This is a genomic window from Agromyces hippuratus (assembly GCF_013410355.1).
In the GTDB taxonomy this organism is placed as follows: Bacteria; Actinomycetota; Actinomycetes; order Actinomycetales; family Microbacteriaceae; genus Agromyces; species Agromyces hippuratus.
Window position 1 is genome coordinate 3,212,686 of sequence record NZ_JACCFI010000001.1, and the last position, 19,960, is coordinate 3,232,645.

Sequence of the window (19,960 nt, forward strand, 5' to 3'; positions counted from 1 at the left end):
GGGGGGACATCCGTTGTCGTCGGTTCGGCGGCCTACTCGGCGGCCCACTTCTCGGTCCAGTAGGCATCCCAGCTGGCGAGGAGCTCCTCGGTCGTGAGCTGGCCGATGAGCACCTGCTGCAGTTCGGCGTCGGCCTTGTCGGCCCACTCGGTCCACCAGGCGACACCGCGCGGCTGCACGGCGGTGATGTACGTCTCGGGCTGCTCGTTCATGGTGAGGTAGCTCTCCCACGCTCCGGTCTTGTAGAACTCCGCCTCGTCGGCGCCGTTCAGGATCGGGACGAGGCTGTTGCCCTCGGTGAAGCGGATCGAGGCGTCGCCCTCGGAGAGGAACTGGATGAGCTTCGCCGACTCCGCCCGGTGCTCGCTCGCCTCGGCGACGCCCCAGCCCGCGGTGGCGAGCGGCTGGATCGCCGTGCCGCTCGGGCCGACGAGCATGGGGGCGGTCGTCCACTGGTCGGCGGTGATGGACGTCGACTGCTCGACCGCCGCGATGACCTCGGGATCCTGCAGCAGGAACGCGGTCGAGCCGTTCGAGAAGCCCTCCACCATCTCGGGGTAGCCCCATGCCACCGACGACGGCGGCGATGCCTGCTCGAACAGGTCGATGTAGAGCTCCATCGCGTCGAGCGCCTCTGGAGCCGCGAACATCGAGTCGCCGTTCTGCAACCGGTACGCGTTCTCGAGGTCGAGGTCGTCGGCGACGTAGGCCTCGATCACGAGGGCGGCGTTCGAGTAGCCGTTCTTGCCGCCGCGGAACGCGTACCCGTAGGTGTTCGCCTCGGGGTCCTGGATCGCCGACGCCTGCTCGAGCAGGTCCTCCCAGCTCACCGGTGCGCCGTCGAACCCGGCCTCCTCCACCAGATCGGTGCGGTAGAAGAGGCTGATGCCGTAGAAGCCGTACGGGATGAAGTAGGTCTTGCCACCGGCCGTGGCGACGTTCTTCGCGTTGTCGGTCAGGGCGTCCCAGCCCTTCCAGCCCTCGAACTCGGGACCCATGTCGGCGAGCCATCCGTTCGTCGAGAACGGACCGACGGTGAGGTCGCGCACTTCGAGGACGTCGACGCCCGTGCCCGACTGGAGCATCTGCTGGATCTTCTGGTCGGCCTGATCGGTGGGCGGTGAGACCAACTCCACCTCGATGCCGGGGTTCTCCTGCTCGAACTCGTCGATGAGCGTCTCGAGCAGTTCGGTGCGTGCCGGGTTGGTCAAGCTCTCGACCATCTGCAGCGTGACCGTGCCGTCGTCAGCGGCGCCGGAGCATCCGCTGAAGGCGAGGGTTGCCGCCAAGCCGATGCCGAGCCCGGTCAGGACCTTTCCGTTGGCCATTCGTCTCCTCATTTCTGGTGGGTGCAGTTCTTCTTCGGGGGTGGAGTGTTCGGTTCAGCGAGGCGCAGCAACGGCGAGTTCGCAGAGCGTCGGGACCAAGCGGTCGACGAACGCCTCGAAGTCGCGCGCCGTGTTGTAGGCGTGAGTGGAGAGGCGGTAGTAGCCGATGCCGTTGAAGCTCGTGAAGGCCGCTTCGACGCCGAACTCCCGCACCACCCGGTCGCGCAGCGCATCCGCCTCGGGGTGGGTCGTGGCGAGTCCGGCAGGCAGGCGCACGAGGCGCAGGGCGTTCACGGGCGCGCCGACGTCGACGCGGTGGTCCTCACCCGTGCGTTCGGCGAACGCGTCGGCGATCAGCGTTTCGGCGTAGTCGGCGAGTTCGGTCATGTACGCGCGCACGGCCGGCCATCCCCAGTGCTCGTCGATGAACGCGTACGAGGCGGGTGCGGTGAGGTAGCTCGTCTGGTCGAGTGTGCCCTGGGTGTCGAATCGCTCGGGGAAGGGGTGCGGGGCGCCCCACGAGTCGATCAGGGGGAACAGCTCGTGCCGTAGCTCCCCGGGGGCGACGAGCACGGCGGCTCCCCGGGGCGCGCACGCGAACTTGTGGAGGTTCCCGATCCAGACGTCGCAGTCGAGGCCGTCGAGCGGGGCGTCGTAGAGCCCGGGCACGTGGGCGCCGTCGACGAGCGTGGTGATCCCTCGCCGGCGAGCGGATGCCGCGACCTCGCGCACCGGCAGGAATCGCGCGGTCGCCGAGGTGATGTGGTCGATGACGATCAGTCGGGTCGCGTCGGTGCAGGCGGCCATGATGCGCTCGTGCGCCTCGGCGGGGGACGCGTCGAGCGGCACGTGTGCCGTCACGACCCGGCCGCCCCAGCGCCGAGCGGCACGTTCGGCACCCATCGTGACCGCGCCGTACCCGTGGTCGGTGACGACGATCTCGGCGCCGGACTCCGCGGTGAGGCTGTTGTAGACCACGCTCGCGCCGCCGCTCGCGTTCGGCACGAGAGCCGTGTGCTCCGGGGCGGTACCGACGATCCCGGCGATCGCGCGGCGGGCGTCGCCGATGCGTGCGGGCAGCGTCGAGAACCAGTCGACCGGCCCGGCGTCCATGACGGCCCTGAGGCGGTTCTGCTCCTCCTGCACGCGCCGCGGCACGGCGCCGAACGACCCGTGATTCGTGTGCAGCGCGGAGTCGCTGAGAGTCCAGCCGGTCGAGGCGGGCGAGCCGTCGGCGAAGGCGAGGGCGGTGGGCGCTGCGGTGGTCACTGGTGCGGTCGTCCTTGTCGTCATCAGGTGTGAGGTCGGACGCTTCGCGTGAAGACATTAGATGACTCTGTGTACTTCGATGTTCGAGAGCCGACAACGGCGACTATAACCACAAAGTCATAAGATGACTAGTGCCAAAGGCCTGCCCTCTAAGCTGATCAGCACGGCCCGACGCCGACCAGGAGACGAACAGCATGAGCGCGATCGACGACGCCTTCCACGGACTGCGGCACATCATCGCGTCGGGCGAACTCGCGCCCGGCCAGCGATTCCCGCCCGAAGCCGAGCTCTGCGAGCGGCTGGGCGTCTCGCGAGGGTCGCTCCGGGAAGCGGTGCGCATGCTCGACGCGCTCGGTGTGATCGAATCGCGCCATGGATCGGGAACCTACGTCTCCGCACTCGAACCCGCGAACATCATCGGCGCGCTGAGCCTCACCGTGGAACTCATGCCGTTCGACGCGTTCATCGAGCTCTACGAGGTGCGCCGGGTCCTCGAGTCCCATGCCGCCGCCCAAGCCGCAGCACGCATGACGGATGCCGGTGCGACGGAGCTCCGCGACATCCTCGACGAGCTCGAGGCACGCGAAGGGGAGCAGGGCACCGAGCTCGACGCGCTCTTCCACGAGACGATCGCGAAGCTCGCGGGCAATGCGGCCCTCGTCGAGCTCCTTCGCACGTTCCGGTCGCGCTCCCGCGCCTACCAGGTCTTCGATCTCCCCTCCGGGCCCGACATGAAACAGGTCAGCGATCGCGGCCACCGCGAGATCCTCAGCGCGCTCGTGAACCGCGACCCGGCGTCTGCGGAGGCCGCCGCCGCGGCGCACGTCGCGCAGACCGAGCAGTGGCTTCGCACGCACCGTCCGGCGCCGGTCGCACGAACCATGCCCGCTGCGAGCTGACGGCGCCGAGGCCGTCTCGTCGGCGAGCGCACCGGCGCGCTCCGGGTTGACCGGGTTCGCCGAGGCGAGACGGCTAGCGTTGGAGCATGGCCCGCTCGCGACGCTCCAGCGCTGACGAGGCGCAGCGGGTGCAGCGGGCCAGGCGGTGGCTCGGCGTCTTCCGGCTCACGATCGCGGCGCTCGAGGTCGTGGCGCTCATCGGCAACTTCCAGTACGTGCTCGGGTTCCGGCTCTTCGCGACCGCGAACTTCTTCAGCTACTTCACCGTGCAGTCGGCCTTCGCCGCGGTCGTGACCCTCGCGATCGGTGCCGCCTTCGCCCTGCTCACCCCGCGCGACCCCGAGTGGCTCGGCATCCTCCGCACGATGGTCACGGTCTACGTGCTGGTCTCGGGCATCGTGTTCGCCGTCATCGTCGCCCAGGCCTCGACCCGCGACTACCGCATGGAGGTGCCGTGGTCGGACACCGTGCTGCACTTCATCGTGCCGGCGCTCGCCCTCGTCGCGTGGACGACGGACGCGATCATGGCCGTGAACCCGCGCGTGCCGTGGTCGACGGTCGGCTGGGTGCTCGTCTTCCCGTCGATCTGGCTCGTCTACACGCTGTTCCGCGGGGCTGACGTCGGGTGGTACCCGTACTTCTTCCTCGACGAGGCGCAGGTCGGCGGGCCGGCGGGCGTCGCGCTCTACTGCCTGCTCGTGCTCGTGATCTTCGTCTCGCTCACGGCGGGCCTCGTCGCGGTCAACCGGTGGTTGTGGCGAAGGGCGCGAGCGCCTCGAGCACCTCGGCCTGGAACGACGGATCGTCGAGCGTCTCGAGTCGGGTCGCCTGTACCGCAGCGATGAGACCGAGCAGGATCGGCTCGCCGCTCGCGAGGCCGACGTCGATCCACGTGGCGACCGGGGAGAGCTCGCCGACGACGGTGAGCACGTTCGGGGTCGTGAGTCCGGGGGAGTCGGCATCGTCGTCGCCGGGGGCATCGTCGTCCGGGGCATCGGGCGGCACCGCGACATCCGCTCGCCAGAACGCCTCGTCGAAGCGCAGCCAGACCGTGTCGACCACGCCCATGCCGAGCAGCGAGATCGCCCGCTGGTGCATGAGCGGCAGCGTCGGGCTGAACTCCACCGTGTCGGTCTTCAGTACCCCGAGCGGGATGGTGACGACGGCGCGGTCGGCCGTGAGCGACTCCCCGGAGTCGAGGCGGAGGCTGACCCGTCGATCGGTGTAGGCGATGCTCGTGACGACGCTCGACACGGCGATCTCGAGCGGCCCGGCGAGGGCGTCGACGAGGTCGGAGAGGCGGCCGGTCACCAGGTCGCCGAGCTGGTCGATGCGGTCCGCGTCGTACTGGGTGGCGGAGATCGCCGAGGTGATGGCGCCGGTCGACGGTGCGACTCCGCTGTTGATCGTGTGCGCGAGCCAGTCGGCGGGGCTCACTCCGGCGTCATCGGGCACCGCCGAGAGCGGCGTCGCGCCCGAGCCGGTCAGCGCCGTCGCGAGCGACACGTCGTGGGGCTGGGTCGCCGCCCACTCCTGGGCGGTCGCGACGGCGTCGGGCCCCGTCGGCGGAATCGGCACCCGGAGTCCGGTCGTCGTCGTGGCCGAGACCTCTGCCGTGAACGGCACGGTGTCGACGGATGCCTCGTGCAGCATGTCGAGCAGTGCGTCGTCGTCGCCGGTGAACACGCCGCCGAGTTCGACGGTTGTGTCGAAGCCCGGGGCGTCCGTGCTGTGGATGCGCCCGCCCAAGCGGTCGCGCGCCTCGAGCACGACGACCTCGAAGCCCGCGTCGACGAGCTCGCGTGCCGCCGTGAGCCCGGCGAGGCCGGCCCCGATGACGGCCACGCGCTCGCCGGCGGTGCCGAGCCTCGCGAGGTCGGCGGCGGCGCGGATGCCGGAGGCGCGGGCGCCCTCGAGCGTGCCGGGTCGGTCGGGGTCGGTCGCCTCGCCGGCGAACACGAGTCGCCCCTCGACCGGCTCGGCGAGGGCTCGGCGGAGCTGAGGGGTGCTGCCGACCGAGTCGAAGCTGAACGCCCCGCGCGAGAACGGGTCGACGCCCCAGCGCGAGCGCCGCATCGCCGTCGGCACGGGCACGCCGTTCGTCGGTGCGGGCGGCGCGGTCGTCGGAGGCGCCGTCGAGGGCAGCGGGCTCGGGCTCGGCTCGGGCCAGGTGCAGCTCGCGAGCGCGAGGGTCGCGAACCCCGAGAGCGAGGCGGCGATGAAGGTCCGCCGGCCGATGCCGCCGGGCGTCGCCCGTGAGTCCATGGGATTCAGGCTAGTCGACGGCCCCGCGCCGGTCGGCAGCCCCGCAACGACGAAATGCAGGGGATCCCGCGACCGGGCTCGAGAGCCCCATGTCCGCGGAATCCCCTGCATCAGGCAGGGCGCGTCAGCGAGAACGCGTCAGTGAGCGCGTCAGACGACGTAGCCGTCGGCGATCGTCAGCGCCTCGTCGATGATGTCGAGCCCGCGCACGAGCTCTTCCTCGGTGATGACGAGCGGCGGTGCGACGTGCATCCGGTTGAAGTGGATGAACGGCCACAGGCCGGCCTGCTTGCAGGCGGCGGCGACGGCCGCCATCGGCGCGGCATCCGCTCCGCCTGCGTTGAACGGAACGAGCGGTTCGTGCGTCGCAGGGTCGCGCACGAGTTCGATCGCCCAGAACAGTCCTGCACCGCGGATCTCGCCGACCGACGGGTGCTTCACCGCGATCTCGCGGAGTCGCGGCTCGACCACTCGCGACCCGAGGTCGCGCACGCGCTCGAGGATGCCGTCGCGCTCGAAGACCTCGAACGTCGCGACACCGGCGGCGCACGCGAGCGGGTGGCCCGAGTACGTGAGACCGCCCTGGAACGAGACCGTGTCGAAGTGCGCGGCGATCCGCTGCGAGATCACCACCCCGCCGAGCGGCACGTAGCCCGAGTTCACGCCCTTCGCGAAGGTGATGAGGTCGGGCACGACGTCGAACGCGTTCACCGCGAACCACTCGCCGATTCGGCCGAAGCCGACCATGACCTCGTCGGCGATGTAGACGATGCCGTACTTGTCGCACAGCGCGCGAACGCCCTGCAGGTAGCCGGGCGGCGGCACGAGCACGCCGTTCGTGCCGACGATCGTCTCGATGATGATGGCGGCGATCGTGTTCGCGCCCTCGAGCACGATGAGCTGCTCGAGGTGGGCGAGCGCGCGCTCGGCCTCCTGCTCGGGAGTCTCCGAGTGGAACGGCGAACGGTACGCGTACGGGCCCATGAAGTGCGCGACCGAACCGTCGGACGGCTCGTTCGCCCAGCGGCGCGGGTCGCCCGTGAGCGAGATCGCGGTCGCGGTGCCGCCGTGGTAGCTGCGGTACATCGAGAGCACCTTGCGGCGACCCGTGACGGCGCGCGCCATGCGCACGGCGTACTCGTTGGCGTCGGCGCCGCCGTTGGTGAAGAACACCTTGTCGAGGTCGCCCGGGGCGACCTCGGCGATGCGACGCGCGAGTTCGCTGCGGACATCCGATGCCATCGACGGCTGGATGGTCGCGAGACGACCCGCCTGCTGCTGGATCGCGGCGACGAGGTCGGGGTGCTGGTGCCCGAGGTTCAGGTTCACGAGCTGCGACGAGAAGTCGAGGTACGCGTTGCCCTGGTAGTCCCAGAACGTCGAGCCCTCGCCCGCGGCGATGGGAAGCGGGTCGATGAGCGCCTGCGCGCTCCACGAGTGGAACACGTGCGCGCGGTCCTCCGCGCGCACCTGCGCCTCGGCGGCGGCGTCGGGCAACGGGTGCACGGTGCCGAACCGGTCGGTGTAGACGGCTTCGGTCTCGGTGGTGATGGTGTCGGTCATGGCGTGGCTCCGATCAGTGGTTCTGGGGGAAGCCCAGGTTGATGCCGCCGTGCGTCGAGTCGTTGCGCGTGGCCGGGTCGATCCAGCGGCTGGTCACGGCCTTCTCGCGGGTGAAGAAGTCGAAGCCGTGGGTGCCGTAGGCCTTCGCGTCACCGAACAGCGACTGCTTCCAGCCGCCGAACGAGTGGTAGGCGACGGGCACCGGGATCGGCACGTTGATGCCGATCATGCCGACCTGCACCTCGTTCTGGAAGCGGCGTGCTGCGCCGCCGTCGTTGGTGAAGATGGCGGTGCCGTTGCCGAACTGGCCCGAGTTGATCAGGTCGAGGCCCTCGTCGTAGCTCGCCACGCGAACGATCGAGAGCACCGGGCCGAAGATCTCCTCGGTGTAGGCGCGAGAGGTGGTGGGCACGTTGTCGATCAGGGTCGGGCCGAAGAAGAAGCCGTCCTCGTGGCCGTCGACGGTGAACCCGCGGCCGTCGACCACGATCGTCGCCCCGTCGCTCTCGGCGATGTCGACGTAGGAGGAGACCTTGTCGCGGTGCACGTCGGTGATGAGCGGCCCCATGTCGGGCTCGACGCCCTCGACGCCTGCGCCGTTGCCGATCTTCAGCTTCGCGATGCGCTCGCTGATCTTGGTGATCAGCTCGTCGGCGACGGGCTCGACGGCCAGCACGACCGAGATCGCCATGCAGCGCTCGCCGGCGGCGCCGTACCCGGCGTTCACCGCCTGGTCGGCGACGAGGTCGAGGTCGGCGTCGGGCAGCACGAGCATGTGGTTCTTGGCGCCGCCGAGCGCCTGGACGCGCTTGCCGTGCTTCGACGCGGTCTCGTAGATGTACTGGGCGATCGGCGTCGAGCCGACGAACGAGATCGACTGCACGACGGGCGAGGTGAGGAGGCCGTCGACGGCGAGCTTGTCGCCCTGCAGCACGGTGAACACGCCGTCGGGAAGACCGGCCTCGGTCCAGAGCTGTGCCATCCAGAGCGCGGCCGACGGGTCCTTCTCGCTGGGCTTCAGGATGACGGCGTTGCCCGCGGCGATCGCGATGGGGAAGAACCACATGGGAACCATGGCCGGGAAGTTGAACGGGCTGATGATGCCGACCACGCCGAGCGCCTGCTTCAGCGAGTAGACGTCGATGCCGGTCGAGACGTTCTCGGAGAAGGCGCCCTTGATCAGGTTGGGGAACCCGGTGGCGAGTTCGACGACCTCCTGGCCGCGCAGGATCTCGCCCATCGCGTCGGAGAGGACCTTGCCGTGCTCGGCGGTGATGATGGCCGCGAGCTCGCCCTTGCGCGAGTTCAGCAGCTCGCGGAACGAGAACAGCACGTTCTGCCGCTTCGCGATCGAGTAGCCGCTCCACACCTCGAACCCGGCCTGCGCCGACGCGATCGCCGCGTCGATCTCGGCCTGGTCGGCCAGTGCGACCTCCGCCTGCACGGCACCCGTCGCCGGGTTGTACACCGGGGCGGTGCGGCCCGAGGTCGAGGCGCGCAGTGCGCCGTCGACCCAGTGTCCGATCACTGGCACCTCAGGGGCCGATGCGGGCGAGGAAGCGGTCTCGGTGATGCTCATTGGCAGTTCCTTCACTGATGTGCGGCGGTCGTCGGGCCGGCATCGGACAGAATGGCCGACGTCGACTAGGCTTCGTAATCTCAGTGTGACAGAGGAAGAAAGGCGACTCCGGTGGCAGATCGTCGCGAAGATGAGGCGATTCAGACGAACCGTCCGGTGCTCGAGCCGGCCGATGACGGGCTCCCGACCGTGCGCGAGATCCTCACGATCCCCGCGGTCGCGCAGGGCATCCCCGAGGTGCTCTCGGGCGGTGAGGCGCTCGACGCGCACGTGCGCTGGGCGCACGTCTCCGACAGCGCGGGAGTCGCGCGGCTGTTGAACGGCGGCGAGCTGCTGCTCACCACGGGATCGGGCTGGCCGACCGAGCCGGCTGAGCTCGCCGCGTTCATCGGCGGCCTCGTCGACGTGGGCGTCGCGGGCCTCGTGCTCGAACTCGGCGTGCACTACCGCTACGTGCCGGCCGTCGTCGAGTCGGCGGCACGCGAGCACGGTCTCGCCCTCGTCGCCCTGCACCGCGAGGTCAAGTTCGTCGCGCTGACCGAGGCGGTGCACAGCCGCATCATCTCGGTGCAGACGGCGGCCCTTCGCGCTCGCGACGAGGTGCGCGAGCGCTTCACCGCCCTCGCGCTGCGCGGTTCGCCGCCCGACTTCATCGTGCAGCAGCTCGCCCAGACGCTCGGCGCCGCGGTGGTGCTCGAGAACCTCGCCCACGAGGTCGTGGCCGCCGAGGTGCCGCTCGCCGCCGAGGTCGAGCTCTTCACCCGTTGGGAGAGCCGGTCGAGGGCTGCGCATCGACGGCACGACGAGCAGCGTCGCCTCGGCAACGGTGTCGCGGCCGACGAGTGGCTGATCGTGCCGGTCGAGGCGCGGGGCATCCGCTGGGGCCACCTCATCGCCCTGCCGGGGCCGGCGCATCCTGCGGGACGCACGAGCGTGCTCGAGCAGGGCGCGATCGCACTCGCCCTCGGCCGACTCGCCGACGGTGCGGCCGACGAGTGGGTGCGCATCGGGCGCCAGCGCCTCGTCGACGGACTGCTCGACGGCAGGTTCGCAGGTCTGCCTGCGGCCTCGGCGCGCATCGAGGCCGCGGGCCTGCCGCTCGAGGGCGCGCGCCTCTTCGGCGTCGTGGTCACCGGCGGCGCGGTCGCGGCGACGGCGGATGCCGCGGCGCGCGAGCTCGGCGGGCGGGCGCTCGCCGGGGCGGCCCCCGAGAGCGCCGGTGCGCCGACGGCCACGATCGTCGTGCTCTCGCTGCCGGCCTCGCGCACGCTCGACGACGCATCGCTGAACACCTTCGCCGCAGCGCTCGCCGCGGGCGACTCGGCGATGCTCGACCGGCTCGTGCTCTCGATCGGCTCCGAGGCGAGCGATCTCGACGCCCTGCTCGGGTCGGTGCAGGAGGCGATCGACCTGGCCAGGGGGCCGGCCCGCCGCTCGGCTCGCGGCCCGGTGCTGCGGCGGTCCGATGACCGGCCGTTGATGCGGCTCGTGACCGCGCTCCGCGACGACCACCGGCTGCTCGAGCACGGCGAGCGCATGCTCGAACCGCTCATCGACTACGACCTGGCTCGCAAAGGAGATCTGCTCGACGTGCTCGGCGCGGTGCTCGCGCATCCGGGCAACCGCACGGCCGCGGCATCCGCTTCGCACCTGTCGCGTTCGGTGTTCTATCAGCGGCTCGCGCTCATCGGAGATCTGCTGGGCGTCGACCTCGATGACGGCGAGACCCTGACGGCGCTGCACCTCGCGCTGCTCGTGCGGCGGAGTGTCGTGCGCTGAGCCCGCCTTCGCCGGTAGTGTTGCGCCACTGCCGACGTTCGGCCGTTCGGCCGCCGGCCGATCGGGTCGGCTTCTCACACGAGGAGTGGAATTGAACATCGTGCGCAGTGCAGTGCTGGTGATCATCGTCGGGGGCCTCGTGGCGCTCTCGGGATGCAGCCCGTCGTCGGAGGCCGCGTCGCCCGTGTCGCCGTCGCCGGCCCCGTCGGCCGAGGCTCCGGCATCGGAGGAGCCGGTCGCCACCCCGAGCGCCGCACCGCTGGATCCCGGGGACATGTCGACGTGGGTCGCGGGTTCGGCCGGCATCGGTGCGATCGAGCGGGGCGCGAGCTGGGGAGCCGTCGAAGCACAGCTCGCGGGGATGGCCGTCGAGACCATGTGCTCGGGCGCCGTGTACTTCACCGCCGATGCCTCGGCCACGGTCTACGTCGGCCTGGAGCAGGACGGCGACACGATCCGCCAGGTCTGGGCGGCGGGTGACGCGACCGATGCGAAGTCGCCGGCCACGGCGGCGGGAATCAGCCTCGGAGCGACGCTCGCCGATCTGCAGGCCGCGTACCCGGGCATCGTCGAGTCCGTGATCCCGTATCCGTCCGACACGACCGCGTACGCCGTCGCCGATGCCGACGGGTCGTGGCTCGTGTTCAGCCTGCGCGACGACGTGGTGACGCAGATCGGGGCGACTGCGAGCCAGTTCCCCCCGAAGGAGCTCTGCGGCTGACCTCGCCTGGAGGAGGCGGCCTGGATCGTCGTCGCGTACCGGAATCTCTTCTACTTGCTATTGACAAGTGCACTTGCAAAGAGCAAGCTAGACGCGAATCATCCGGTAGTCACTGACGATCCCTTGGAGGCGATCATGACCGCGACCAGTATTTTCGTGAACCTGCCCACCACCGACCTCGAGCGCTCGAAGAGCTTCTACGAGGCCCTGGGCTTCAGCATCAACCCGCTCTTCACCGATGAGAACGCGGCGTGCGTCGTGCTCGACGAGAACATCTACTTCATGGTGCTCACTCGCGACTACCTCGCCACGTTCACCGACAAGCAGATCATCGACACGAAGACGCACGCCCAGACGAGCATCTCGTTCACCCGCGACTCGCGCGACGAGGTCGACGCGGTGCTCGTCAAGGGACTCGCCGCCGGTGGCAGCGAGCCGCGCGAGGCGCAGGACTACGGCTTCATGTACTCGCGCGACCTCGAAGACCCCGACGGCAACATCCTCGGGTTCCTCTTCATGGAGCCGACGGCGGCCGAGCAGGGCCCCGACGCCTACATGGCCGGGCAGGGCGCCGCTGCCCCGTCGGCCACGGCCTGACGCGCACCGCATGGCGACACGAGGCGCGCGCGGCTTCGGCCAGTACGGGGGAGTGGCCCGAGCGCTCGAGCGGGTCGGGGACCGATGGGCACTGCTCATCGTCCGCGACCTGCTCGTCGGCCCGCGCCGGTACGGCGACCTGAAGGCGGGGCTCCCGCGCATCCCGACCAACATCCTGAGCGACCGGCTCAAGGAGTTGCAGGACTCGGGCGTCGTGCGCCGCGTGCCGACGGTGCGCGGCGGCTACGAGCTCACGCCGCTCGGCCGCGGGCTCGAACCCGTCGTCATCGCGCTCGAGCGGTGGGGCTGGTCGGTGCTCGGCGAGCCAGCAGAAGGCGAAACGGTCACCCACGACGCGCTCGCCGTCGCGCTCCGCGCCGCATTCCGAGCGGATGCCGCGGCCTCGCTGCCGCCTACCGAGTACGTGCTGCATGTCGCGGATGTCTCGGTGTCGGCGATCGTCGTCGGCGGCACGCTCGATGTCGTGCCGGTCGGCGCCGGGGCGCTTCCGCAGCCGCAGCGGCGCTCGGTGTTCGAGCCGGTGCCGTCGGCCGTGCTCGAACTGCAGTTCGACCCGGTGGCGCTCCGCGGGGTGCTGGCCGGCGACTCGGCCGGTGCGACGGTGCTCGCGGGCGGCGACGAGCTGGTCGAGCGGTTCGGGCTGACCTTCCGCATCGAGCCGGTGGGGCCGCCGACCGAGGTCGTCGCCGCGGCGGCGTAGTGCGCCCTGCACCCGGTGAACCCGTCGAGAGCATCGACTCCGGGATACGACGATCGGGTGCGGCGTCACGCGCCGCACCCGATCGGGGCTCAGTCGGAGGACTACTTCGCGACGAACGAGAGGCGGCGGTTGGCGAACTCGCCGATGCCGACCGGGCCCATCTCGCGCCCGAAGCCGGAGCGCTTCACACCGCCGAAGGGCAGCTCGGCGGCCTCGGCCGCGATGGTGTTCACGTGCGTCATGCCGACCTCGAGTCGCGATGCGACCCGGGCAGCGCGTGCCTCGTCGGTCGAGAACACGGAGCCGCCGAGTCCGAGGTCGCAGTCGTTGGCGAGCTCGAGCGCCTCTTCGTCGCTGTGCACCCGGTAGACGGTCGCGACCGGCCCGAAGATCTCCTCGCGGTAGGACTCGGAGTCGCGGGGCACGCCCGTCAGCACGGCGGGCGAGTAGTACGCGCCGGGTCCGTCGGACAGCACGCCGCCGGCCTCGAGGGTCGCACCCGCGGCGACGGCCTTCTGCACCTGGGCGTTCACGGTCTCGGCCGCGACGCGGGTCGACATCGGCGCGTACTGCCCCTCGCCGAGGTCCAGCTGGTCGCCGGGCTCGAGCCCGTCGGCGAGACGGCGGAGCTCCGCGACGAATTCGTCGTAGATGTCGTCCATCACGATCATCCGCTTGTTCGAGTTGCACACCTGGCCGCCGTTGTAGACGCGGAAGTCCCAGGCCGCCTTCGCGACACCCGCCACGTCGTCGGCGTCGAGCACGACCATCGGGTCGATGCCGCCGAGTTCGAGCACGCACTTCTTGAGGTGCTGGCCGGCCTGCGCGCCGATGATGGCGCCCGCCCGCTCGGAGCCCGTGAGCGAGACGCCCTGGACCCGGGGGTCGGCGATCATCGTCGCGATCTGGTCGTGCGAGGCGAACACGTTCTGGTACCCGCCGACCGGGACCCCGGCCTCCTCCATGATCTCCTGGATCGTCAGGGCGGAGCGCGCGCAGATGTCGGCGTGCTTCAGGATGATCGTGTTGCCGAGCACGAGGTTCGGCGCCGCGAAACGGGCGACCTGGTAGTAGGGGAAGTTCCACGGCATCACGCCGAGCAGCGCACCCACGGGCAGTTGCTCGATGATCGCCTTGCCGGGGATCGTGCTCGGGATCTCCTGGTCGGTGATCAGGCCCGGCCCGTACACGGCGTAGTAGTCGATGATCGCGGTCGCGAACTCGACCTCGTCGATCGACTCGGCCAGCGACTTGCCCATCTCGAGGGCGATGAGCCGGGCGAGCTCCTCCTTGCGCTCCTCGAACAGCTCGGCCACGCGCTTCACCGCTGCGGCGCGCTCCTGAACGCTGCGCTCGCGCCACTCGCGGTACGCGCCGTCGGCGGCCGCGAGGGTCTGCTCGATCTGCTCGTCGGTCGCCGACTCGAAGGTCTCGACGATCTCGCCGGTCGCGGGGTTCTGTACTCGGTACTTCGCCATTCTGTGATCCTCCTCGGTCGCGCCTCAGCGCGAGATGAACACCTTGCGGAGCGTCTCGCGCACCGTCCAGATCGTCTTCATGCCGGCCTCCAGTCGAACGACCGCGCCCGGGGCGAGGATGATCGGGTCGGCGATGGGATGTTCGAACTCGACCGTCGCGGCGCCCGCGAGCACGACGAAGACCTCGTCGACCTCGACGTCGCGCATCGCGCCGGGCGTCATCTCCCAGACGCCGATCTCGCCGGCCTCCGACGAGTCGAGTGCCTGGTAGCCGGTGGCGGGCGCGCCCGCGACGACCTGGTCGGCCGGCACCGGCTCGTGCTCGAGCACGAGCCCCGGGGCATCCGTCAGCGCGCCGGCGATGAGGCGGAGGTCGTCGCTCATGAGTCGAACCCCAATCCGAGTGCGTCGAGGGTCTTCAGCAGGACGTTGCGCTTGCCCCGGTTGTGGTCGGCGCGGTTCAGCGACCAGCGGGTCGCGTTGATGCCCATCGACGCGGCGGGCTCGGGAGGGAAGGGCAAGGGGCGCTTCCGCACCATCTCGAGCTGCGTGCGCTCGTTGTCGCGGCCCTCGAGCAGGTCGAGCATGACCTCGGCCGCGAACCGGGTCGAGCCGACGCCGAGGCCCGTGAAGCCGGCGGCGTAGGCGACGCGGTTGTCGCGCGCGGTGCCGAAGAACGCCGTGAACTGGGTGCTCGTGTCGATCGCGCCCGCCCACTGATGGCTGAACTGGAGGCCCTCGAGCTGCGGGAACGTGGTGAAGAAGTGGCTCGCGAGCTTCTGCCAGCTCTCGGGACGGTTCTCGTACTCCGAGCGCACCTTGCGGCCGTAGTTGTAGATCGCGTCGTAGCCGCCGAAGAGGATGCGGTTGTCCTTCGACAGGCGATAGTAGTGGAACTGGTTGGCCATGTCGCCGATGCCCTGGCGGTCGTTCCACCCGATGTCGGCGAGCTGCTGCTGCGACAGGGGCTCGGTCATGAGCACGTAGTCGTAGACCGGCACGGTCATGAGGCGGTTGCGCTTCAGAAGCGACGGGAACACGTTGGTCGCGAGCACGGCGTGCGCGGCGTCGACACGACCCTCGTCGGTGATGACCGACACCGCGCCGGTCGAGCCGGGGGTGTCGAGGCGCTTGACGGGGGAGTGCTCGAAGATCTCGACGCCGAGCTCTTCGGCGACGCGGGCGAGCTCGGAGACGAGCCGTGCGGGGTGCACCATGGCGTTCGTGCGCTGCTCCCAGACGCCTGCCAGGTAGGTCGGCGATGCGACCGAGGCCCGCACGGCCTCCTGGTCGAGGAAGACGACGCCCTCTTCGCCGTGTTCGACGGCTTCGGCGTGCCAGTCGCGCAGCCACTCGACCTGGTGCTCCTCGATCGCCGGCGCGAGCATGCCCGTGCGCTCGAAGTGGAAGTCCATGCCGTACTCGGCCTCTGCGGCCTCGATCGCGTCGAGGTTCTGCATGCCGAGGCGGTGCAGCGTCGGCATCTCCTTCGGCCAGCGGGCCTTGCCGTTCTCGTCACCGTGCGTGAGGCTCGCTTCGCAGAAGCCGCCGTTGCGACCGGATGCCGCCCAGCCGATGCTCTTCGCCTCGACGAGCACGATGCGCGCGTCGGGGTTGCGGCGCTTGGCGAGCACTGCCGTCCAGAGGCCGGTGTAGCCGCCGCCGACGATGGCCAGGTCGGCGACGCGGTCGCCGGTGAGCTTCGGGCGACCGCCCACAGCCCCCTCGGGCAGGTCGTCGAGCCAGAACACCGAACGAGCGGTGTGCTCGAGCGAATGGGCGATGACGGATGCCGGCGGCTGGTGTCGTTCGAAGACGGTGGTGCCCACGGGTATCACTCCGATGCGGTTGTGGTGCTTCCATCCTTTCGCGGGGGATGCACGCGCGCCAGTTCGTCGTGTCTCGACATCTCCTCGCGGCCGGACACGGTGGCCGGACACGGCGGCCGGACACGAGGCGCGGCTCGCATCGCCGCGTCGCCGCGTCGCCGCTCAGCTCGGTGAGTGCGTCTCGAGGAACTGGTAGACCTCGGTCTGGTCGACGCCGGGGAAGGTGCCCGTCGGCAGGGCCGCGAGCAGGCTCGTCGGAGTACGGGCTGCGGGCCACGAGGCATCCGCCCATCGATCGGCGAGCCCGGTCGGCGCCTGGCAGCAGGCGGGGTCGGGGCATCGTGACACCGCACGATGCGGTGTCTCTCGTCCGCGGAACCACTTCACGTGCTCGAACGGCACGCCGACCGAGACCGAGTACTCGCCCTCCTTCGCCTTCTCGATGCGCGAGGTGCACCAGAACGTGCCCGACGGGGTGTCGGTGTACTGGTACCAGGGGCTGAAGCGGTCCTCGACGTCGAAGACCGTGCGTGCCGTCCAGTTGCGGCACATCGTCGTGCCCTCGATCGCGCCGAGCGCGTCGGAGGGGAACCGCACGCGGTCGTTCTCGTAGGCCTTGATGATCGTGCCCGACTCGTGCACCTTCGTGAAGTGCACGGGGATGCCCAGCCTGGCCGTGGCGAGGTTCGTGAACCGGTGCGCGGCCGTCTCGTAGGAGACGGCGAAGGCGTCGCGCAGGTCCTCCATCGAGATGCGGCGCAGGTTCTTCGCCTCGGTGAGGAAGCGCACCGCCGCCTGCTCGGGCAGCAGGATCGCCGCCGTCAGGTAGTTCGTCTCGATGCGCTGGCGCAGGAAGTCGGCGTAGCCGCTCGGCTCCTCGTGCCCGAGCAGGTGGCTCGCGAGCGCCTGCAGGATCGGTGAGCGGGAGTCGCGTGACGGCGACTGCTGCGTCGGCAGGTAGATGCGGCCGTTGCGCTTGTCGGTCACCGATCGGGTCGAGTGGGGCAGGTCGCCCACGTAGTGCAGGGAGTAGCCGAGATGGCTCGCCATGTCGGCCACGAGCTGGTGCGAGACCGGGCCCCCGGTGTGGCCGACGGCCTCGAGCAGCTCGGCCGCCTTCGCCTCGAGTTCGGGGTAGAAGTTGTCTCGGGCGCGCATCTCGGCGCGCAGTTGCGCGTTGGCCCGACGCGCCTCTTCAGGCGTCGCGGCGCGCTCGCGGTGCAGGCGGTCGATCTCGTTGTGCAGGCTCAGGATCGTCTGCAGAGTCTGGTCGTTCATGCCCTTCGCGACGCGGAACGAGGGCAGCCCGAGCGCCGCGAAGACCGGACCGCGCTGGGCGCGCTCGACGGCGATCTCGAGGGCGGCGCGTTCCGATGGGGCATCCGCTCGCAGCAGTTCGTCGACGCTCGTGCCGAGCGCGAGGGCGATCGTCCGCAGCATCGAGAGCCGCGGTTCGCGCTTGCCGTTCTCGATCGCCGAGACCTGGCTCGGTGCCCGGTCGATCGCGGCGGCCAGCTCGCCGAGGGTCATGTTGCGGGCCGTTCGACGATCGCGGATGCGGCGGCCGAGCGTGAGCGCGTCGACCTCGTCGGCGCTCGTCTCTGCGAGGTCGGGGGAGGGGTTCGCGCTGCGATCCGCGGTGATCATGTCTTCGATGGTGACACGAGCGGCCGGAAGCCACAAACGGAAGAACAGCGAGAGTTCCGCATTCGAGCCGCGCATTGTGACGAAACTGCGGTGACCAGCGGATGTCGCGCGTGAAATCTTGCTGTTCTGCTCGCCCGCGCGCGGCCGCAGCTCGCGAGCTACCGGCCCGCGAGCAGTTGGTCGGTCGAAACGACCTCGGCGTAGCTGTCGCCGAGCGCCGCCATGAACGCGCCGTGCACCTGCGCGGCGGGCACCACCGAACCGCCGAACGCCAGGTCGGGAGCGGCGCACGCGTCGTGGGCGACCGTCACGGAATAGCCCGCGTCGGCGGCCGCGCGCACGGTCGCGTCGACGCACATGCTCGACATCATGCCGACGATCACGACGCCGTCGACATCGGCGCGGGCCTCGCGGAGGCGTGCGTCGAGGTCGGTGCCGAGGAAGGAGTTGGGGTTCGCCTTGACGACGACGGGCTCGCCGTCGGCGGGGGCGACGAGCGGGTGGATCTCGACGCCGTGCGTGCCGGGGGCGAAGAACTCGGCGTCGGGGGCATCCCACACGTGCTGCACGTGCACGACGGGCTGGCCGTCCTGGCGGTGCGATGCCAACAGGCGCGCGGCGTTGACGGCGGCGGCTTCGGGGCCGACCAGCGGGTGCGCGCCGCCCTCGAAGTAGTCGTTCTGGATGTCGATGATGACAAGCGTCCGGGTCACGCGAGCCACGCTAGCCCATGGGGTGTCCCAGCGGGGACCCCTGTCGGTGCCGGGCGTCGCGGTTCTAGGCTGGCCGCATCCCGAGCGAGCGGAGCACCCGATGACCGACGCCGACGCACTGCCCGAACTCGGTCGATGGCAGCGCACCATGGTCTCCGATGGAACGCTCGCGGTCGAATGCCTCGAGCGCGGCGACGGTCCGGGGGTCATCCTGCTGCCCGAGATCCCCGGCATCGTTCCGAGCACGATCGCACTCGGCGACCTCCTCGTCGACCACGGGTTCACCGTGGTCATGCCGTCGCTCTTCGGCGTGCCGGGCCGTCGGCCGGGCGTCGTCGGTCAGGTCGCCGCAGTGGCCAGGCTCTGCATCATGGCCGAGTTCCGCGCCTTCTCGCTCGATCTCAGGGGGCAGGTCACCGATTTCCTCCGGCTCGTGGCGGGCGACCTCGCCGAGCGGACCCCCGGTCGTGGCGTCGGCATCATCGGCATGTGCTTCACCGGGGGATTCGCGATCGCGACGGCGGTGACGACCGACGAGATCCGGGCCGCCGTCGTGAGTCAGCCTGCGGCCCCGTTCCCGGTGAGCCGGTCACGTGCGCGGAGCGTCGGCGTGCCCGGTGAGGCGCTCGAGCGGTACGCGGCATCCCGCCCCGACTCGGCACCATGCGTGCTCGGCCTCCGATTCACGCAGGACGCCAGGTCGGGCGATGCGAGGATGGTCGCCCTCGAGCGCCACCTCGGGCGCGCGGCCACGCTCGTGCGTCTCCCGTCGGGCGCGGACAGTTCGGACGGAACGCCCAAGGGCGCGCACTCCGTGCTCACCGGTGCCGTGCGCGAGGACCCGCCGAATCGGGCGTTCAAGGAGCGCGGACGCATGATCGAGTTCCTCCGCGCGCGGCTCGCGCCGGCGGAGGCGTCCGACGCCCCTGCCTGACGCATCGGCGGTCGATCGCTGATCGCCCGCACGGCGACCGATGGGGAGTGCTCCCCATCGCGAGCGGTTGCGGCGACTGGTTGGATGTCCGGGGGTCGGATCGGCCCGCATCCGAAGGGGAACCAGACACATGACGTCTACACGCCTGATCGCCGCCGGCTCGCTCGCCGCGCTCGCCCTGCTCTTCACGGGTTGCGCCGCCGGCACCGCTGCGGACACCACCAAGGGCGAGGCATCGGCCGAGGCCTCCAAGCCCGAGCCGAAGGCGGAAGCCGGCCAGACCAAGGACGAGGCCTGCGAGATCGTCAAGTCCAGCATGGAGGAGCTCACGGGCCTGACGACCGTGGACATGTCCGACGCGGCAGCCGCGCTCGCCGCGTTCGAGACGGTCAAGACGTCGCTCACGGAGGCCTCCGGCCAGATCTCGAACGAAGAGGTCTCCGTCGTCGCAACCGGGGCGGCCGACGCCGTGACCGCGTACTCCGAGCTGATCTCGGCCATCACCACCGACCCGGCCAGCGTCGACATGACGAAGATCAGCGAGCAGGCCGCGACGCTGCAGACGTCCATGACGGACCTGGTCGGCGTCTGCTCGACGATCGGCTAGTCGCGCACGGCGCCACTGACACGACAGGGGC

General features: G+C 70.3%; 18 protein-coding genes. 8 read left to right on the forward strand and 10 right to left on the reverse strand.

What is annotated here, in order from left to right:
- Window positions 1-32: 32 nt before the first annotated feature.
- Window positions 33-1,328, reverse strand: a complete 1,296-nt coding sequence (locus tag BJY17_RS15030) for an ABC transporter substrate-binding protein (RefSeq protein WP_179552075.1) — start codon at window positions 1,326-1,328, stop codon at window positions 33-35.
- A 54-nt stretch (window positions 1,329-1,382) separates the two neighbouring features.
- A complete protein-coding gene (locus tag BJY17_RS15035) occupies window positions 1,383-2,597 on the reverse strand; it encodes an aminotransferase class V-fold PLP-dependent enzyme (RefSeq protein ID WP_322789857.1) in 1,215 nt (404 codons plus the stop codon).
- 194 nt (window positions 2,598-2,791) lie between these two features.
- Between BJY17_RS15035 and BJY17_RS15040 the strand changes: the two genes are divergently transcribed.
- Both BJY17_RS15040 and BJY17_RS15045 read left to right on the forward strand, forming a co-directional pair.
- A complete protein-coding gene (locus BJY17_RS15040) occupies window positions 2,792-3,496 on the forward strand; it encodes a FadR/GntR family transcriptional regulator (RefSeq protein ID WP_179552077.1) in 705 nt (234 codons plus the stop codon).
- Between the two features lie 86 nt (window positions 3,497-3,582).
- Window positions 3,583-4,341 (forward strand): Pr6Pr family membrane protein, encoded by a 759-nt coding sequence (locus BJY17_RS15045; RefSeq protein ID WP_179552078.1) that lies wholly within the window; start codon window positions 3,583-3,585, stop codon window positions 4,339-4,341.
- Here the strand turns inward: BJY17_RS15045 and BJY17_RS15050 are convergent.
- From BJY17_RS15050 to BJY17_RS15060, 3 genes are all read right to left on the reverse strand, one after another.
- The gene (locus tag BJY17_RS15050) at window positions 4,238-5,761 is read right to left on the reverse strand and encodes a flavin monoamine oxidase family protein (RefSeq protein WP_179552079.1); all 1,524 of its coding nucleotides are present in this window, start codon (window positions 5,759-5,761) and stop codon (window positions 4,238-4,240) included. The genes BJY17_RS15045 and BJY17_RS15050 overlap by 104 nt on opposite strands.
- A 150-nt stretch (window positions 5,762-5,911) precedes the next feature.
- Window positions 5,912-7,324, reverse strand: a complete 1,413-nt coding sequence (locus tag BJY17_RS15055) for an aspartate aminotransferase family protein (RefSeq protein WP_179552080.1) — start codon at window positions 7,322-7,324, stop codon at window positions 5,912-5,914.
- Between the two features lie 13 nt (window positions 7,325-7,337).
- A complete protein-coding gene (locus tag BJY17_RS15060) occupies window positions 7,338-8,903 on the reverse strand; it encodes a CoA-acylating methylmalonate-semialdehyde dehydrogenase (RefSeq protein WP_179552081.1) in 1,566 nt (521 codons plus the stop codon).
- A gap of 111 nt (window positions 8,904-9,014) precedes the next feature.
- Here BJY17_RS15060 and BJY17_RS15065 point away from each other — a divergent pair, with 111 nt between their 5' ends.
- From BJY17_RS15065 to BJY17_RS15080, 4 genes are all read left to right on the forward strand, one after another.
- Complete coding sequence (locus tag BJY17_RS15065; RefSeq protein ID WP_322789858.1) at window positions 9,015-10,682, forward strand: PucR family transcriptional regulator; 1,668 nt, start codon at window positions 9,015-9,017, stop codon at window positions 10,680-10,682.
- A gap of 91 nt (window positions 10,683-10,773) precedes the next feature.
- On the forward strand, window positions 10,774-11,403 hold the full coding sequence (locus tag BJY17_RS15070; protein ID WP_179552082.1) for a hypothetical protein: 630 nt from the start codon (window positions 10,774-10,776) through the stop codon (window positions 11,401-11,403).
- Window positions 11,404-11,538: 135 nt separating this feature from the next.
- Window positions 11,539-12,000, forward strand: coding sequence for a VOC family protein (locus BJY17_RS15075; protein ID WP_179552083.1), 462 nt, complete (start codon window positions 11,539-11,541; stop codon window positions 11,998-12,000).
- 10 nt (window positions 12,001-12,010) lie between these two features.
- Window positions 12,011-12,721 carry a winged helix-turn-helix transcriptional regulator gene (locus tag BJY17_RS15080; RefSeq protein ID WP_179552084.1) on the forward strand — a complete coding sequence of 237 codons (711 nt, stop codon included), beginning with the start codon at window positions 12,011-12,013 and terminating at the stop codon, window positions 12,719-12,721.
- 101 nt (window positions 12,722-12,822) lie between these two features.
- On the opposite strand, the gene BJY17_RS15085 is transcribed toward BJY17_RS15080, so the two are convergent.
- The 5 genes from BJY17_RS15085 to BJY17_RS15105 form a co-directional block, all read right to left on the reverse strand.
- A complete protein-coding gene (locus tag BJY17_RS15085; RefSeq protein WP_179552085.1) occupies window positions 12,823-14,199 on the reverse strand; it encodes an NAD-dependent succinate-semialdehyde dehydrogenase in 1,377 nt (458 codons plus the stop codon).
- A 24-nt stretch (window positions 14,200-14,223) separates the two neighbouring features.
- Window positions 14,224-14,583, reverse strand: coding sequence for a cupin domain-containing protein (locus BJY17_RS15090; RefSeq protein WP_179552086.1), 360 nt, complete (start codon window positions 14,581-14,583; stop codon window positions 14,224-14,226).
- On the reverse strand, window positions 14,580-16,028 hold the full coding sequence (locus BJY17_RS15095) for an NAD(P)/FAD-dependent oxidoreductase (RefSeq protein WP_179552087.1): 1,449 nt from the start codon (window positions 16,026-16,028) through the stop codon (window positions 14,580-14,582). Before BJY17_RS15095 ends, BJY17_RS15090 begins: the two co-directional genes overlap by 4 nt.
- Before the next feature lie 162 nt (window positions 16,029-16,190).
- On the reverse strand, window positions 16,191-17,675 hold the full coding sequence (locus tag BJY17_RS15100; protein ID WP_179552088.1) for an XRE family transcriptional regulator: 1,485 nt from the start codon (window positions 17,673-17,675) through the stop codon (window positions 16,191-16,193).
- 158 nt (window positions 17,676-17,833) lie between these two features.
- Window positions 17,834-18,388, reverse strand: a complete 555-nt coding sequence (locus BJY17_RS15105; protein ID WP_322789859.1) for a cysteine hydrolase family protein — start codon at window positions 18,386-18,388, stop codon at window positions 17,834-17,836.
- 100 nt (window positions 18,389-18,488) lie between these two features.
- Between BJY17_RS15105 and BJY17_RS15110 the strand changes: the two genes are divergently transcribed.
- Window positions 18,489-19,322, forward strand: a complete 834-nt coding sequence (locus BJY17_RS15110) for a dienelactone hydrolase family protein (RefSeq protein ID WP_179552090.1) — start codon at window positions 18,489-18,491, stop codon at window positions 19,320-19,322.
- A gap of 130 nt (window positions 19,323-19,452) precedes the next feature.
- A complete protein-coding gene (locus BJY17_RS15115) occupies window positions 19,453-19,929 on the forward strand; it encodes a hypothetical protein (RefSeq protein WP_179552091.1) in 477 nt (158 codons plus the stop codon).
- Window positions 19,930-19,960: the final 31 nt, after the last annotated feature.

What these genes read in the sequence shown, in the direction of transcription:
- BJY17_RS15075 (WP_179552083.1), top strand. Translation starts at nt 11,539, where the DNA reads ATGACCGCGACCAGTATTTTCGTGAACCTGCCCACCACCGACCTCGAG.
- BJY17_RS15055 (WP_179552080.1), bottom strand. Translation starts at nt 7,324, where the DNA reads ATGACCGACACCATCACCACCGAGACCGAAGCCGTCTACACCGACCGG.
- BJY17_RS15050 (WP_179552079.1), bottom strand. Translation starts at nt 5,761, where the DNA reads ATGGACTCACGGGCGACGCCCGGCGGCATCGGCCGGCGGACCTTCATC.
- BJY17_RS15030 (WP_179552075.1), bottom strand. Translation starts at nt 1,328, where the DNA reads ATGGCCAACGGAAAGGTCCTGACCGGGCTCGGCATCGGCTTGGCGGCA.
- BJY17_RS15100 (WP_179552088.1), bottom strand. Translation starts at nt 17,675, where the DNA reads ATGATCACCGCGGATCGCAGCGCGAACCCCTCCCCCGACCTCGCAGAG.
- BJY17_RS15115 (WP_179552091.1), top strand. Translation starts at nt 19,453, where the DNA reads ATGACGTCTACACGCCTGATCGCCGCCGGCTCGCTCGCCGCGCTCGCC.
- BJY17_RS15080 (WP_179552084.1), top strand. Translation starts at nt 12,011, where the DNA reads ATGGCGACACGAGGCGCGCGCGGCTTCGGCCAGTACGGGGGAGTGGCC.
- BJY17_RS15085 (WP_179552085.1), bottom strand. Translation starts at nt 14,199, where the DNA reads ATGGCGAAGTACCGAGTACAGAACCCCGCGACCGGCGAGATCGTCGAG.
- BJY17_RS15060 (WP_179552081.1), bottom strand. Translation starts at nt 8,903, where the DNA reads ATGAGCATCACCGAGACCGCTTCCTCGCCCGCATCGGCCCCTGAGGTG.
- BJY17_RS15040 (WP_179552077.1), top strand. Translation starts at nt 2,792, where the DNA reads ATGAGCGCGATCGACGACGCCTTCCACGGACTGCGGCACATCATCGCG.
- BJY17_RS15090 (WP_179552086.1), bottom strand. Translation starts at nt 14,583, where the DNA reads ATGAGCGACGACCTCCGCCTCATCGCCGGCGCGCTGACGGATGCCCCG.
- BJY17_RS15110 (WP_179552090.1), top strand. Translation starts at nt 18,489, where the DNA reads ATGACCGACGCCGACGCACTGCCCGAACTCGGTCGATGGCAGCGCACC.
- BJY17_RS15045 (WP_179552078.1), top strand. Translation starts at nt 3,583, where the DNA reads ATGGCCCGCTCGCGACGCTCCAGCGCTGACGAGGCGCAGCGGGTGCAG.